Source organism: Edwardsiella piscicida (assembly GCF_021733145.1).
Lineage (GTDB): Bacteria > Pseudomonadota > Gammaproteobacteria > Enterobacterales > Enterobacteriaceae > Edwardsiella > Edwardsiella piscicida.
In genome coordinates this window covers 628,941-644,221 of the sequence record NZ_CP090968.1, presented here as the reverse complement: position 1 = coordinate 644,221, position 15,281 = coordinate 628,941, and the positions used below count along the sequence as shown (strand labels likewise).

General features: G+C 59.2%; 13 protein-coding genes. 3 read left to right on the top strand and 10 right to left on the bottom strand.

Features of this window, described 5'->3' with window-relative positions; genetic code table 11:
* Positions 1-137: 137 nt before the first annotated feature.
* Positions 138-692: a YbhB/YbcL family Raf kinase inhibitor-like protein gene (locus tag L1P05_RS02930; RefSeq protein ID WP_012847457.1), complete on the top strand. Its 555-nt coding sequence runs from the start codon at positions 138-140 to the stop codon at positions 690-692.
* Between the two features lie 95 nt (positions 693-787).
* Here L1P05_RS02930 and ispH read toward each other — a convergent pair whose 3' ends face one another.
* The 5 genes from ispH to ribF are packed head-to-tail and all read right to left on the bottom strand — an operon-like array spanning position 788 to position 6,519.
* The gene (gene ispH, locus L1P05_RS02925) at positions 788-1,741 is read right to left on the bottom strand and encodes a 4-hydroxy-3-methylbut-2-enyl diphosphate reductase (protein WP_012847456.1); all 954 of its coding nucleotides are present in this window, start codon (positions 1,739-1,741) and stop codon (positions 788-790) included.
* On the bottom strand, positions 1,722-2,189 hold the full coding sequence (gene fkpB, locus L1P05_RS02920; RefSeq protein WP_012847455.1) for an FKBP-type peptidyl-prolyl cis-trans isomerase: 468 nt from the start codon (positions 2,187-2,189) through the stop codon (positions 1,722-1,724). The genes ispH and fkpB overlap by 20 nt, the downstream gene beginning before the upstream one ends.
* The gene (lspA, locus tag L1P05_RS02915) at positions 2,189-2,686 is read right to left on the bottom strand and encodes a signal peptidase II (RefSeq protein ID WP_015460924.1); all 498 of its coding nucleotides are present in this window, start codon (positions 2,684-2,686) and stop codon (positions 2,189-2,191) included. Before lspA ends, fkpB begins: the two co-directional genes overlap by 1 nt.
* Positions 2,686-5,532: an isoleucine--tRNA ligase gene (ileS, locus tag L1P05_RS02910; RefSeq protein ID WP_012847453.1), complete on the bottom strand. Its 2,847-nt coding sequence runs from the start codon at positions 5,530-5,532 to the stop codon at positions 2,686-2,688. Before ileS ends, lspA begins: the two co-directional genes overlap by 1 nt.
* Positions 5,533-5,556: 24 nt before the next feature.
* Positions 5,557-6,519, bottom strand: a complete 963-nt coding sequence (gene ribF / locus L1P05_RS02905) for a bifunctional riboflavin kinase/FAD synthetase (RefSeq protein ID WP_012847452.1) — start codon at positions 6,517-6,519, stop codon at positions 5,557-5,559.
* Positions 6,520-6,930: 411 nt separating this feature from the next.
* Between ribF and rpsT the strand changes: the two genes are divergently transcribed.
* Positions 6,931-7,194 carry a 30S ribosomal protein S20 gene (gene rpsT, locus L1P05_RS02900; RefSeq protein ID WP_015460922.1) on the top strand — a complete coding sequence of 88 codons (264 nt, stop codon included), beginning with the start codon at positions 6,931-6,933 and terminating at the stop codon, positions 7,192-7,194.
* A 69-nt stretch (positions 7,195-7,263) separates the two neighbouring features.
* Here rpsT and nhaR read toward each other — a convergent pair whose 3' ends face one another.
* From nhaR to dnaK, 4 genes are all read right to left on the bottom strand, one after another.
* Positions 7,264-8,166: a transcriptional activator NhaR gene (nhaR, locus tag L1P05_RS02895; protein WP_012847450.1), complete on the bottom strand. Its 903-nt coding sequence runs from the start codon at positions 8,164-8,166 to the stop codon at positions 7,264-7,266.
* 215 nt (positions 8,167-8,381) lie between these two features.
* A complete protein-coding gene (gene nhaA, locus L1P05_RS02890) occupies positions 8,382-9,560 on the bottom strand; it encodes a Na+/H+ antiporter NhaA (RefSeq protein WP_012847449.1) in 1,179 nt (392 codons plus the stop codon).
* Positions 9,561-9,807: 247 nt separating this feature from the next.
* Positions 9,808-10,944: a molecular chaperone DnaJ gene (gene dnaJ, locus L1P05_RS02885; RefSeq protein ID WP_012847448.1), complete on the bottom strand. Its 1,137-nt coding sequence runs from the start codon at positions 10,942-10,944 to the stop codon at positions 9,808-9,810.
* Between the two features lie 110 nt (positions 10,945-11,054).
* On the bottom strand, positions 11,055-12,962 hold the full coding sequence (dnaK, locus tag L1P05_RS02880) for a molecular chaperone DnaK (protein WP_012847447.1): 1,908 nt from the start codon (positions 12,960-12,962) through the stop codon (positions 11,055-11,057).
* A 316-nt stretch (positions 12,963-13,278) separates the two neighbouring features.
* Between dnaK and satP the strand changes: the two genes are divergently transcribed.
* Positions 13,279-13,848, top strand: a complete 570-nt coding sequence (gene satP / locus L1P05_RS02875) for an acetate uptake transporter (RefSeq protein ID WP_034168347.1) — start codon at positions 13,279-13,281, stop codon at positions 13,846-13,848.
* Between the two features lie 84 nt (positions 13,849-13,932).
* Here satP and L1P05_RS02870 read toward each other — a convergent pair whose 3' ends face one another.
* Positions 13,933-15,243 carry an MFS transporter gene (locus L1P05_RS02870; RefSeq protein WP_012847445.1) on the bottom strand — a complete coding sequence of 437 codons (1,311 nt, stop codon included), beginning with the start codon at positions 15,241-15,243 and terminating at the stop codon, positions 13,933-13,935.
* Positions 15,244-15,281: the final 38 nt, after the last annotated feature.

Here is a 15,281-nt window from a genome sequence, read left to right as displayed (position 1 = left end):
TTACACCTATGGAGCCAATATTACATAACAACTTGAAAGTAATGAAAATATTCCAACATGACTGGCAATTTCTCCGCGGGGGACTATGATCAAACGCATTCACTGCGTTTCCACTCGCCTCCCTAGGAGATCATATTATGTTTACCAAGAAAGCACTCGCATGCCTGCTGGTTGCCGGGGGTCTTAGCCTCAGCGCCCAGGCCATGACGCTCAGCAGCCCAACGGTTGACAATGGTAAGTCGCTACAAAACGTGCAGATTTTTAATGGCTGGGGCTGTACCGGACAGAATAAATCACCGGCGCTGGCCTGGAGCGATGTGCCGGCCGGCACGAAGAGTTTTGCCGTCACCATGTATGATCCCGATGCACCGACGGGCAGCGGATGGTGGCACTGGATGATGATCGACATTCCCGCCTCGGTGCATAGCCTGGCGCAAAACGTCGGAGAGAAAGAGAGCCGCGATCTGCCCAAGGGCGCAATCCAGCTGCGCAATGACTTTGGCTATAACGGCTTTGGCGGCGCCTGCCCGCCTCCGGGCGCCAAGCCCCATAACTACCAAATCACCGTATATGCGCTGAATGTCGCGAAGTTAGATATTCCGGCCCACGCCTCCCCCGCCTATGCTGGCTACTTCATCTTGCAGCATAAGATCGGCGAAGCCCGCCTAACGGCGCCGACCAACATGCGCTGAGTCCCACGTCCCCGGCTCGCCCGATGAAGACATAGGACCACGAAAAACGGGGCGCCCATCAGGCACCCCGTTTGTTTTACCTCTAGCCCCGCGACTCAGTCGGCCTGCTGTACCTCAATACGCAGCTCGCGCGGCACCTCGAACACAATATTCTCTTCCCGCCCCTGCATCTCCTGCGCCGCCGAACCGCCCAGCGCCTGCAGACGGTCGATGACCTCACGCACCAGCACGTCCGGCGCCGATGCCCCGGCCGTCACCCCCACGCAGCCCACGCCGCTCAGCCAGGCATCGTTGATGTCCGACGCGCTGTCGATAAGGTAAGCCGGCTTTCCTGCCCGACGCGCCAGCTCAGCGAGACGGTTGGAGTTGGAGGAGTTTTTCGAGCCGACCACCAGCACCACGTCCGCCTGCGCTGCCAGACTACGCACCGCCTCCTGGCGGTTGGTGGTGGCGTAGCAGATATCGTCTTTACGCGGCCCGACGATCGCCGGGAAGCGCGCCCGCAGGGCGTCTATCACCTCAGAGGTGTCATCGACTGACAGCGTCGTCTGGGTCATAAAGCAGAGGTTACGTTCGTCTTTCACCTGCAGCTGCCAGACATCCTGCGGCGACTCAACCAGGTACATGCCCCCCAGCGGATTGCTGTACTGCCCCATGGTGCCCTCCACCTCCGGGTGGCCGGCATGGCCGATCAGGATGGCCTCCGTCCCGCGACGACTGGCGCGCGCCACCTCCATATGGACCTTGGTCACCAGTGGACAGGTGGCATCGAACAGCATGGTAAGGTGACGCGCCTTCGCTTCTGCGCGCACCGCCTGGGACACCCCGTGCGCCGAGAAAATCAGAATCGCCCCGTCGGGGACTTCGCCGATCTCCTCGATAAACACCGCACCGCGCTCACGCAGATCGTTCACCACGAAACGGTTATGCACCACCTCATGACGTACGTAGATCGGCGCGCCATAGATAGCCAAGGCGCGATCGACGATGCTGATCGCCCTATCGACCCCGGCACAGAAACCGCGCGGATTAGCCAGCAGAATGCGCATGTTCATCTCCCTGCGGTGGATCGATCGCCAGCACCTCAAGGTCAAAGGTCACCGGCATCCCCGCCAACGGGTGGTTAAAATCGACCGTGACCGACTCACCGACGATCTCACGAACCAGCCCCGGCATCTGGGCGCCGTCGGCGGCGGTGAACAGAATCACCGCGCCGGCCTGCGGCTCCCCGCTGTCGCGAAACTGTCCCAGTGGGAAAAACTGCACCAGATCATCGCTGCGCTCGCCGAACGCATCGGCAGGCGCTAGGGTGAACGCCCGCCGATCGCCGCGCCTACAGCCCAGCAGCTGAGCCTCCAGCGCCGGAGAGAGGCTGCCGTCGCCTAGCCGAAACAGCGCCGGCTGACCGCGCTCGCGTGACGACTCCGCCAGGGAGCCGTCCTCCAGCGTCAGCGTAAAATGCACCAGCACCGCGCTTGTTGCCTGAGCCTGAGGCATTACATTTTCTCCTTGTCACGCTGCGGCAAAAAGCCCTCAAGCACCACCAGCGCGGCCCCGATACAGATAGCGGTATCCGCCAGGTTAAAGGTGGCGAAGTGCCAGCTACCGACGTAAAAGTCGATCATATCGACGACGAAGCCATGCCACAGACGATCGAACAGATTACCCAGCGCCCCACCGATGATCAGCGCATAGGCAATGTTGTTCAGACGCTGCGAAGCCGCGCTGCGGTACATCATGACCAGCAAGGCTACGCAAATGGCAATGGCAATGCCGGCAAAGAACCAGCGCTGCCAGCCGCCGCTGTCGGCCAGGAAGCTAAAGGCGGCGCCATAGTTCCGTGCGTAGTGCAGATTGAGCGATGGGAACAGCGGCAGGGTCTCCCCCAGCATAAAATGCTGGAGGATCAGCTGCTTGCTACCCAAATCAACAATCAGTACGGCGACGACGATCCACAGCCAGCGCAGTCCGGTTGAAAGAAGAGGCCTGCGCATCATGCAAACTTACGCTCTTCGCCCTGGCCGGCCACGTTCGTGACGCAGCGCGGACACAGCTGAGGATGCGCGGCATCCTGACCGATGGCGGTCGAGTAATGCCAGCAGCGCGGGCACTTGCTGCCGGCGGCCTTGCTCAAGCCCACCTTCAGCCCGGCCAGTTCGCTGGCAACCGCATCAGCAGAGGCCTGGGCCAATGGCTGTACGCGCGCCGCCGAGGTGATCAGCACAAAGCGCAGCTCGTCCTGCAGGCTATCCAGCTGCGTCGCCAGCGCCTCATCCGCATACAGCGTGATGGCGGCCTCCAGCGAGCCCCCCACCTTCTTGTCGTTGCGCGCCTGCTCGATGACCTTGTTCACCTCGCCGCGCACCTTCAGCAGCTCAGCCCAGAAGGCATCGTTCATCGACTCCGCGGTATCCAGACCAAACAGTCCCTGGTACCACTCTTCGGTAAACACGAACTGTGCGCGCTCGCCCGGCAGATAGCCCCAGATCTCATCGGCCGTAAAGGAGAGGATCGGCGCCATCCAGCGCACCAGCGCCTCTGCGATATGGTACAGCGCGGTCTGGCAGCTGCGGCGAGCCACGGAGTCAGCCTTGGCGGTGTACTGGCGATCCTTGATGATATCCAGATAGAAAGAGCCCATCTCGACGGAGCAGAACTGCATCAGACGCTGTACGACTTCGTGGAAGTCATAGTTTTCGTAGGCGGCGATGATCTCATCCTGCGCCTGCTTGGCGCAGCCGACCGCCCAGCGATCCAGCACCACCATATCCTCCGGCTTCACCATATCCTTACGCGGATCGAAACCGTTCAGGTTAGCCAGCAGGAAGCGGGCCGTATTACGGATGCGGCGGTAGGCATCGGCAGAGCGCTTAAGGATCTCGTCCGACACCGCCATTTCGCCGGTATAGTCGGTCGAGGCGACCCACAGGCGCAGAATGTCGCCGCCCAGCTTGTTCATCACCTGCTGCGGGCTGACGACGTTACCGACGGACTTGGACATCTTACGCCCCTGCCCATCCACGGTGAAACCGTGGGTCAGCACCTGGCGATACGGCGCCTTGCCTTTCATGGCGACGGAGATCATCAGCGAGGACATAAACCAGCCGCGATGCTGATCGGAGCCTTCCAGATACATATCCGGGCTGTGGCCGCCGAACTCAGGACGGGCGTCCACCACCGAGTAGCTGGTAGAGCCAGAGTCAAACCACACATCCAGCGTATCCGGCACCTTCTCATACTGATCGGCTTCGTCGCCCAGCAGATCGCGAATGTCCAGATCCCACCAGGCCTGAATGCCCGCCTGCTCTACGCGCTTGGCGACCGTCTCCATCAGCTCCGTGGTACGCGGATGCAGCGCCTGCGTCTCTTTATGGACCAGCATGGCCATCGGCACGCCCCAGGTACGCTGGCGAGAGATACACCAGTCCGGGCGGTTCGCGACCATCGACTCGATGCGCGCTTTGCCCCAGGCCGGGATCCAGCCGCTGAGATTCTGCTCATCCAGCCCCTGCCGTTCAATGCGCTCGATTTCAGCCAGCGACTGACTGCGCAGCCCCTGACGATCCATGCTGATAAACCACTGCGGCGTCGCACGGAAAATAATCGGGGTCTTATGACGCCAGCAGCAGGGGTAGCTGTGGGTCAGCTTCTCTACGTGCAGCAGCGCGCCGCTGCTCTTGAGCAGGTCGATGACGACATCGTTGGCCTTAAAGACAAACAGCCCGTCCAGCGCCGGATGGGTACCCGGCAGATAGCAGCCGTTGCTGCCGACCGGGTTGGCGATCTCCAGGCCGTATTTCTGACCGACGACGTAGTCGTCCGGGCCGTGGCCCGGCGCGGTGTGCACCGCACCGGTACCGGCGTCCAGAGTAACGTGGTCGCCCATGATGATCGGCACGTCAAAGCTCATGAAAGGATGGCGGAAACGCAGCAGCTCCAGGTCTTCCCCTTTGCAGCTGCCCAGCACCTGCCAGTGGTCGATACCCGCGCGCTTCATCACGCTCTCGACCAGCTCGGCGGCCAGGATCAGGCATTCGCCCTCCACCTGCACCAGCTGGTACTCCAGCTCCGGATGCAGCGCCACGGCGCGGTTGGCCGGCAGCGTCCAAGGGGTGGTGGTCCAGATAACCACGTTCACATCGCCCTTCGCCTCGCTGACGCCGAATTTTGCCAGCACCTGCGCTTTATCGACGGCGGCAAAGCGAACGTCGATGGACGGCGAGACCTTGTCGTAATACTCCACTTCCGCTTCGGCGAGCGAAGAGCCGCAGTCCGGACACCAGTGCACCGGCTTGGCCCCTTTCATCAGGTGGCCGTTATCCACAATGCGCGCCAGCGCACGGATGATATTGGCCTCGGTACCATAGTCCATAGTCAGGTAGGGGTGTTCCCAGTCGCCCAGCACGCCAAGACGGATAAAGTCGGCTTTCTGCCCGGCGACCTGCTCAGCGGCATAGGCGCGGCACTGCTCACGGAATTCAGCCGCGCTGTACTTTTCGCCCGGTTTGCCGATCAGCTGCTCTACCTTCAGTTCAATCGGCAGGCCGTGGCAATCCCAGCCGGGGATATAGGGCGAATCGTAGCCGGAGAGCCCCTTGGACTTGATAATAATATCTTTCAGAATTTTGTTGACTGAGTGACCAATATGAATGCTGCCGTTCGCATACGGAGGGCCATCATGCAGAATGAAGCTTTTCTTGCCTTTCTTAGCATTACGGATAATCCCGTACAGATCCTGCTCATACCAGTGTTGCAGCATGCCAGGCTCGCGCTTGGCCAGATCGCCGCGCATCGGGAACCCTGTTTCCGGCAAATTCAGGGTATTCTTGTAGTCACTCATCTTCGATTTCGGTTCCGTTTTCGGCTATTGGGATTGAGCCATCAGGCTCTGGACCGGTGTTGTCAGCCCAAAAAATTCGCGGGCAGCCACCACATCTTGGGCGATTTGCCGCTTCAGTGCATCAAGCGAATCAAAACGCTGTTCATTGCGCAGTTTTGCGCGGAGCACCACATCAATATGGCGCCCATAGAGATCCATCGTCACATCAAGCAGATGGACCTCCAGCTGCTGGCGTATGCCAGCGACGGTCGGACGGGTACCGATATTGGCCACACCCGGCAAAGGCGTGAGACCCAGTCCATAAACATCAACGGCATAAACGCCTTTTACCGGCGCTACCAGCCGTTTTAGCGGTAGATTGGCGGTGGGGAAACCGATGGTACGCCCCAGCGCATCGCCATGCACCACCCGCCCGGCAATGCGATAGGGGTGGCCCAGCAGGCTTTCCGCGAGCGCCAGGTCGTCGTGGCGCAGCGCGTGTCGCACCGCGGTACTGCTGACCCGCCGATCGCCGACGCAGAAGCTGAGGCTGTTGGTGACGGTAAACCCATAGGCTTTACCGGCGGCCTGCAGCATGTGGTAATCCCCCTCACGCTCGGCGCCAAAGCGAAAATCATCGCCAATCATCAAAAACTTCACCCCAAGGCGCTCGACCAGCAGGTGTTTCACAAAATCTTGAGCCGAATGGCTGGCGAACTGGCGGTCAAAACGCACGCACAGCACGGCATCCACCCCGGCGTCGGCCAGATAGCGGCACTTATCCCGCAGGCGCGTCAAGCGCGCGGGCGCATTCTGCGGCGCGAACATCTCCAGCGGCTGGGGTTCAAAGATCATCACCATCACCGGCAACCCAAGACGCTCGCCCTCCTGACGCAGGCGCGCCAGCAGCGCCCGATGTCCCCGGTGCACGCCGTCAAAGTTGCCGATGGTCAGCACGCAGCCACGATGCCGCGCGCGTAGGTTATGAATGCCGCGAATTAGCTCCATATCAGGCTCAAAACAGTGGAAATCGACGGATTATACCTTGTACAGCGACTAAGGTTAACCGGCGATTGTCGGGTGTTTAACGGGATTGATTCACCATACCGGAGTTAAGCCTACGATTAAATACATGAATGCGGATTTCTCGCCCGCCCGGCGCGACATCGCCGCCGCCTGCGCGCCGGCGACGGCCATTTAGCCCCCGCTCACCATCGTCCAACGGACATGATGGGAAAAATCGCGTGAAACGCTGTATTCCACACAACAAAGCTGGTAGAATTCGGCGCCATTGAAACGCACGGGTGTCGCAACTACAAGCGGCGCTTATTTGCACAAATCCATTGACAAAAGAAGGCTGAAAGGGCATATTCCTCGGCCTTTGAATTGTCCTCTATAGAATATTTTGGGAGTTGGACCTTGGCTAATATCAAGTCAGCTAAGAAACGCGCCGTTCAGTCTGAAAAGCGTCGCAAGCACAATGCTAGCCGTCGTTCCATGATGCGTACTTTCATCAAGAAAGTATACGCAGCTATCGCTACTGGCGACAAAGCAGCTGCTCAGGCAGCGTACAACGACATGCAGCCGATCGTTGACCGTCAGGCAAACAAAGGCCTGATCCACAAGAATAAAGCTGCTCGTCATAAAGCAAATCTGACCGCTCAGATCAACGCAATGCAGTAATCTGCCTTACGTTGTAAGCTTTATAAAAAACCGGCCTCGGCCGGTTTTTTTGTCTCTATCGCGGCATGCCTAACGGCTGAACAGCGCTGAAAAATCCTTGTTGCATACCCGCTGCACCGCCGGATGCTGAATCATCCGCTCGGCAAAAATCACGTAATACTCTTCCTGCACATTGTCGATACGCCCCACCTCGCGGATATTGTCCTGCACGTTGGCGTACATATCCTGCGCATAAATCGACGGCGCAACAAAAATGGCATCGTGATACAGGCCAAATGCCTTCATCAGCGCGGCGTCATCAAACTCGCCGAGGATCTGCACCTGTAGCCCCTGGCTGTTAAACCAGTTCAGCAGCTTGCGCCCCAGCATAGAGCGCCGCCCTGGAATTAACAGCTTACGCTGCTCCAGGCAGGTCGGGAACGGCATCTCAGGCAGCGGCTGACGGCAGAAGAAGCTGACGCCGCACTCGCCGAGCTTGACGGAAAACAGCCCCTCCTGCTGACTGGAGTCCACCGGGCAATCCGACAGGATCATATCCAGCTTATGCTGGCTCAGCTGCTCCAACAGCAGCTCGTGAGTCGACTCAAAGCAGCGCAGGTGGATCTGCTCATGATCGGCTACCGCGGTCTCCAGCACCTGGCTCACCAGCCGTTTAGAGAGCGCATCGGCTACGCCGACGTCAAACAGCATGCTGGACTCTTTGCGATAATTCACAATATCCAGCATCTCTTGGCTGAGCATAAACATACGATCGGCATAGCGGAACACCAGCTGCCCCAGCTCCGAAGGCACCAGGCCGCGTCCCTGGCGCTTAAACAGCTTACCGCCTAAGCGCTCTTCCAGCGCCTTAATCTGCCCGGTAATGGTCTGCGGCGTCAGAAACAGCGCCTCTGCGGCCCCGACCACCGACCCCTCTTTACACACTTGCCAGAAGTAATAGAGATGATTGAAATTTATATGTGACAGACGCACTTATGCGCACTCCTAGTGAGTTACCGCCGCAGTCCCCTCAGACGAACCCCGTCTGACGGCAGCAAGGGAGCCTTAACTAAGTAATAAGATAGCAGTTAGACCGATAGATATCATGCCATCAATAGATCTGTAACGGCACGCCATCCCCCCCTATACGAGAGCGGGGTCGCAAAAGCGACCCCGCGGAGGACATGTACCGAATCACGCGACCGTTGTTACGCCGCCGCTTTCTGCGCCGGCAGCACCCGCCGTAGCAGCAGATAGCCCACGATTGCCGCCAGGGAGGAGCCCAGCAGTATCCCCAGCCGCGAGAAGACGGCCAGCGCCGGATCCGCATCGCCAAAGGCCAGCGAGGCGATGAAGATGGACATGGTAAAGCCGATGCCGCACAGCACGCCGATGGCAATAATCTCCTTGAAGGTGGTCCCCTGCGGCAGCGTGGCCAGCTTCAGCTTAACGGCCAGCCAGCAGAACAGGCTGATCCCCAGCGGCTTGCCAATAAACAGACCGGCAATCACCCCCAGCGGCAGCAGAGAGAACAAACCCGACAGCGTCACGCCATCCAGAGAGACCCCGGCGTTGGCAAAGGCAAACAGCGGCAGGATCATATAAGCCACCCACGGATGCAGCGCATGCTCCAGCGAACGCGCCGGCGATTTGCCATCCTGCTCTTTCAACGGAACGAAGAAGCCGATCACCACACCCGCCAGCGTCGCATGGACGCCGGACTTCAGCACCGCGGTCCACAGCACCACGCCGACCAAAATATACAGCCCGACGCGACGCACGTTAAACAGATTCAACAGCGCCAGCGCCACGATCGCCGCACCGGCCACCGCCAGCGACAGGATCGACAGATCGCTGGTGTAAAACAGCGCGATGATGATGATAGCGCCCAGGTCGTCGATGATGGCCAGCGCCAGCAGGAACACCTTCAGCGCCAGCGGCACCCGGTTCCCCAGCAGCGCCAGTACTCCCAGGGCAAAGGCAATATCGGTCGCAGCCGGGATAGCCCAGCCGGTGCTGGCAACGGCATCCTGACCGTTAAACAGCAGATAGATCAGCGCCGGCACCACCATCCCACCCAGGGCGGCGATCACCGGGAAAGCCGCCTGACGGGCGCTGGCCAGCGAACCACACACCAGCTCGCGCTTCACTTCCAGACCAATCATCAGGAAGAATATTGCCATCAGGGCATCGTTAACCCACAGCAACATATTTTTATTGATGTGCAGGCTGCCTACGCGTACCTCAACCGGCGTGTTGAGGAAGGCCTGATAGATATGGCTAGTCCAGTCCGTATTGGCCAGGATCATGGCCAGCGCGGCGGCGATGATCAAAATCACGCCGCCAAAGGCATCACTGCCGACGAAACGCTGCAAACTCTTTATCATTGCACTCATCCAAGCTACTGAAACAAAGAAGATAGGAAACTCTTATTATCAGCATACTCCCTCTTATAGCTCGAAAAAAGTAATTTATTTTTCGCATATAATTCGGAAAAATAGAGCTATTTTTTATAAAACAGGCACCATTAACGAACTGAGCTCGGCACGCACAAAATTGAGCTCAGCGCGCGCAATAAAAAATCCCCGGCGCAGCGCGCTGCCCGGGGATTGAATACGCAGAACGAACGGAGTATCAGCGCGTCAGATCATCAAAGAACTTCTTCACCCCGTCGAAGAAACGCTTGGAACGAGGACTGTTCTTATCGCTGGCGGGGCCGCCAAAGCTCTCCTCCAGCTCACGCAGCAGCTGTTTCTGCTTGTCATTCAGGTTCACCGGCGTCTCGACCACTACGCGGCACAGCAGGTCACCCTGCGCCCCACCGCGCACCGACTTCACGCCCCGGCCGCGCATACGGAACATCTTACCGGTCTGCGTCTCGGCCGGAATCTTCAGCTTAACCCGTCCATCCAGGGTCGGCACCTCAATCTCACCGCCCAGCGCCGCCATCGCAAAGTTGATCGGCACCTCGCAGAACAGGTTATTATCTTCCCGCTCAAAAATCGGGTGAGCCTTCACCTGCACCTGTACATACAGATCGCCGGCCGGCGCCCCGTTCTCCCCGGCCTCGCCCTCGCCCGCCAGACGAATCCGATCGCCGGTATCGACCCCGGCAGGGATTTTCACCGACAGGGTTTTGGATTTTTCAATCCGACCGTGGCCGTGACACTTGTTGCACGGATCTTTAATGATGGTGCCGCGCCCGTGGCAATGCGGACAAGGCTGCTGTACGGTGAAGAAGCCCTGGCGCATCTGCACCTGACCGGCGCCATGGCAGGTCGGACAGGTAATCGGCTCGCTGCCCTTCTTGGCGCCGCTGCCGTGGCAGACATCGCACTCAACCAGGGTCGGAATCCGGATCTCTTTGGTGACGCCGCGTACCGCCTCTTCCAGCGTCAGATCCATGTTGTAACGCAGATCCGCGCCGCGCGCCGCGCGCTGACGACGACCGCCGCCGAAGATATCGCCGAACACGTCACCGAAGATGTCACTGAAATCCGCACCGCCGCCGAAACCACCGGCGCCGCCACCGCCCATACCGCCCTGCTCAAACGCCGCATGACCGTACTGATCGTAGGCCGCGCGCTTCTGCGCATCGGTCAGGATTTCATAGGCTTCTTTGATTTCCTTAAACTTGTCCTCAGCCTCTTTATCGCCCTGATTACGGTCAGGGTGATACTTCATGGCCAGGCGTTTATAGGCTTTTTTGATTTCGCGCTCATCCGCTTCACGGGATACGCCCAAAATCTCATAGTAGTCTTTCTTCGCCATTTCGGTTGCTTTGCCCCTAACATAGAGGCACGGGCGTTGAGTTGCCTCGACGCCCGTGCCGGTGAATAACGGCGGCTGATGTCGCCGTTACCATGCCCGCTTAAGGGCGATTATTTTTTATCTTTCACTTCTTCGAATTCGGCGTCAACCACGTCGTCATCTTTCTTCGCGCTGGTGTCCGCCTGCGCTTCACCGGCCTGGGCCTGCTGCTGCGCCAGCTCCTGCAGCTTGGCAGAAGACTGTACCAGCGCCTGGATTTTAGCTTCGATATCCGCCTTATCCTCACCCTTACTGGCCGCTTCCAGCGCCTTCACAGCGTCTTCGATCGCGCTCTTGTCGGTCGCCGGCAGTTTGTCGCCTGCTTCTTCCACCAGCTTGCGAGTACCGTGCACCAGCTGATCAGCCTGGTTACGCACCTGAACCAGCTCTTCGAACTTGCGATCCGCTTCGGCATTGGCCTCGGCGTCGCGCACCATCTGCTTGATCTCATCTTCGCTCAGACCCGAAGAGGCCTTGATGGTGATGTTCTGCTCGCGACCGCTGTTCTTATCCTTAGCGGAAACGTGCAGGATGCCGTCGGCGTCGATGTCGAAGGTGACTTCGATCTGCGGCATACCGCGCGGCGCCGGCTGAATGCCATCCAGGTTAAACTGACCCAGAGACTTGTTATCCGCCGCACGCTTACGCTCACCCTGCAGGACATGAATGGTCACGGCAGACTGGTTGTCTTCAGCGGTCGAGAACACCTGGCTGTGCTTGGTCGGAATGGTGGTGTTCTTAGAGATCAGCGCCGTCATGACGCCACCCATGGTTTCGATACCCAGAGACAGTGGGGTAACGTCCAGCAGCAGTACGTCTTTCACATCGCCCGCCAGCACGCCGCCCTGAACGGCCGCGCCGATGGCCACCGCTTCATCCGGGTTAACGTCCTTACGCGGCTCTTTACCGAAGAAATCAGCAACCTGCTTCTGCACCATCGGCATACGAGTCTGACCGCCGACCAGGATCACGTCGTCGATGTCAGAGACGGACAGACCGGCATCCTTCAGGGCCACCTTCAGCGGCTCCATGGAGCGAGCAACCAGATCTTCAACCAGAGATTCCAGTTTAGCGCGGGTTACCTTGATGTTCATGTGCTTCGGACCGGTAGCATCTGCGGTGATATACGGCAGATTCACGTCGGTCTGCTGAGCGGAAGAAAGCTCGATCTTCGCCTTTTCTGCGGCCTCTTTCAGGCGCTGCATCGCCAGCGGATCGTTGCGCAGGTCGATACCCTGCTCTTTCTTAAACTCATCAACCAGGTAGTTGATCAGACGGCTATCAAAGTCTTCCCCGCCCAGATGGGTATCACCATTGGTCGCCAGAACTTCGAAGGTCTTCTCGCCGTCGACATCATCGATTTCGATGATGGAGATATCGAAGGTACCGCCGCCCAGGTCGTAGACCGCGATAGTGCGGTTACCCACCCCTTTGTCCATGCCGTAGGCCAGCGCAGCCGCGGTCGGCTCGTTGATGATACGCTTCACATCCAGACCGGCGATACGGCCGGCGTCTTTGGTCGCCTGGCGCTGCGCGTCGTTAAAGTAAGCCGGAACGGTAATGACCGCCTCAGTCACCGGCTCACCCAGGAAATCTTCCGCCGTTTTCTTCATTTTCTTCAGAACTTCAGCCGAGATCTGCGGCGGTGCGATCTTCTGGCCTTTCACTTCTACCCATGCGTCGCCGTTATCGGCGGCCACGATCTGATAGGGCATGATGTCTTTATCGCGCTGTGCTTCGGCATCTTCAAAACGACGGCCGATCAAACGTTTGATCGCAAACAGCGTGTTTTGCGGGTTGGTGACCGCCTGGCGTTTTGCCGGCTGGCCGACCAGAACTTCGCCATCCTGTGTATAGGCGATGATGGAAGGCGTGGTGCGATCGCCCTCAGCATTCTCCAGCACGCGGGCCTTGCCGCCATCCATAACAGCTACACAAGAGTTAGTTGTACCCAGGTCGATACCAATGATTTTACCCATCGAACGTCTCCACTAAAAATTCGGTTTTCAAGCTCGTTGTTACCTTAGGTGGGGGCGAGTTTTCGCATTTCAACCACCGTTCTCACCACATTTGCCGAACAGGGTAACAACTTCGATGTTACTAAGATGGGGTCGTCCGCGCGGGCATCAAGGGGGAAGATGCAAAAAAAAACGGATTTTTTATTACCAGAGATTGTTTCTTGTGCGATGCCTCTTTATTATGCCGCGCGCTCGGGAACAGCGGCCGTTGTGGCGGCCCGGCGCACGTACCTACGGGCCCAAGCCCGTTTCTACATTCTATTATTACAGAGGCTTTATGCACACCAACAAGTTGGCAAATCCCGGCCCCCTGGGTCTGATGGGTTTTGGGATGACTACCGTCTTGCTGAACCTGCACAACGCAGGGCTCTTTCCGCTGACTTCCGTTATTCTGGCGATGGGGATCTTCTTTGGCGGTATCGCCCAGATCCTGGCTGGACTGCTGGAGTATAAGAAGGGCAATACCTTTGGGCTGACCGCGTTTACCGCCTACGGCTCCTTCTGGCTGACCCTAGTGGCGCTGCTGACGCTGCCCAAGATGGGGCTGGCCGAGGCCACCGACGCCCTGTCGCTGGGTGCCTACCTGGCACTGTGGGGCATCTTTACCCTGTTTATGTTCTTTGGCACCCTGCGCAGCAACCGCGTCCTGCAGTTTGTCTTCGCCAGCCTGACCGTACTGTTCTTCCTGTTGGCTTATGGCAACATCACGGCGAATGCCGCCGTGCTGCACATCGCCGGCATTGAGGGGATTATCTGCGGCGCCAGCGCTATCTATCTGGCGATGGCCGAGGTGATTAACGAGCAGTATGGCCGCGACGTATTGCCGATCGGCGCTAAGCACGCCTAACCGCGCGCCATCACGCAAAAGGCTTCCTGCAGGAAGCCTTTTTTGTAGCTGGTTTGGCACCACGCGTAGCAAAACGCGCACCGACTAACGCGACAGCCGCGCTTCCCCCTGCGCCGCCCGCAGCGGAGCGCGCTGAAAATAGAACCCCAGCGCCACGCCCAGCAGCGAGAGCGCCAGCACATACCCCCCCGCCGCCAGCGGCGTCAGGGTCAGCAGCAGGGTCACCGCGATCGGCGTCAGGCCACCGAAAACCGCATAGGCCAGATTGTAAGAAAAGGAGATCCCGCTGAAACGCACTTCGGCAGGAAACGCGCAGACCATCACAAAGGGCACCGCGCCGATGGTGCCGATGCTAAAGCCGGCCAGTCCATAGCGCCAGAACAGCTGGGCCGGTTCGATCTGCGGCGACAGGCTGCTGAAGAACTGCCAGGTACACAGCGCCAGCAGTAGGCCTCCGCCGATAAACAGTCGCCCCGCCCCCACGCGATCCACCAGCCCACCGGCCAATACACAGCCCAGACTCATCGTCACAATCGCCACGCTGTTAGCCTGCAGGGTCAGCGCCGCGGGCAGGCCATACTGCGTCTGCAGCAGGCTCGGCGTCATCAGGATCACCACGACGATGCAGGCCGACAGCAGCCAGGTCAACAGCATCGATACCGCCACCGCACGGCGGTGATCGCGCACCACCTGCTTCAGCGGCAGCTCCGCCGCCAGCGCCCGACGAGCCTGCATCGCCAAAAATACCGGCGTCTCATGCAGCCAGCGCCGCAGGTACATCGCCATCAGCCCAAACAGCCCGCCCAAGAAGAACGGGATACGCCAGCCGCCGGCCAATACCTCCTGCGGCGTAAGCCAGCTATTCAGCCAGGTTGCCACCAGCGAACCGAGCAGAATCCCGGAGGTCAGCCCAGAGGTCAGGATCCCGCAGGCAAAGCCGATGCGCTGCGGCGGGACATGCTCCGCCACAAAAACCCAGGCGCCCGGGACCTCACCGCCGATCGCGGCCCCCTGCAGCACCCGCATCAACAGCAGTAGCAGCGGCGCGGCGATACCGATGCTTTGGTAGGTCGGCAGCATCCCCATCACCAGCGTCGGCAGCGCCATTAACAGAATACTTAGCGAGAACATGCGCTTGCGGCCAACGCGATCGCCGAAGTGCGCCATGATAATTCCGCCGAGCGGACGCGCCAGATACCCCGCGGCGAAAATGCCGAAGGTCTGCACCAGGCGCAGCCACTCCGGCATGTCCGGCGGGAAAAACAGCGCACCGACCACGGCGGCGAAAAACACGAAGATGATGAAGTCATAAAACTCCAGCGCCCCGCCCAGAGCGGCCAGCGCCAGCGTTTTATAGTCCTGATGGTTCAGGCGACGATGATTGTGCAATTCCATATGTCTTGACGGCCCTATTTTTGTGACACTTATTGTTC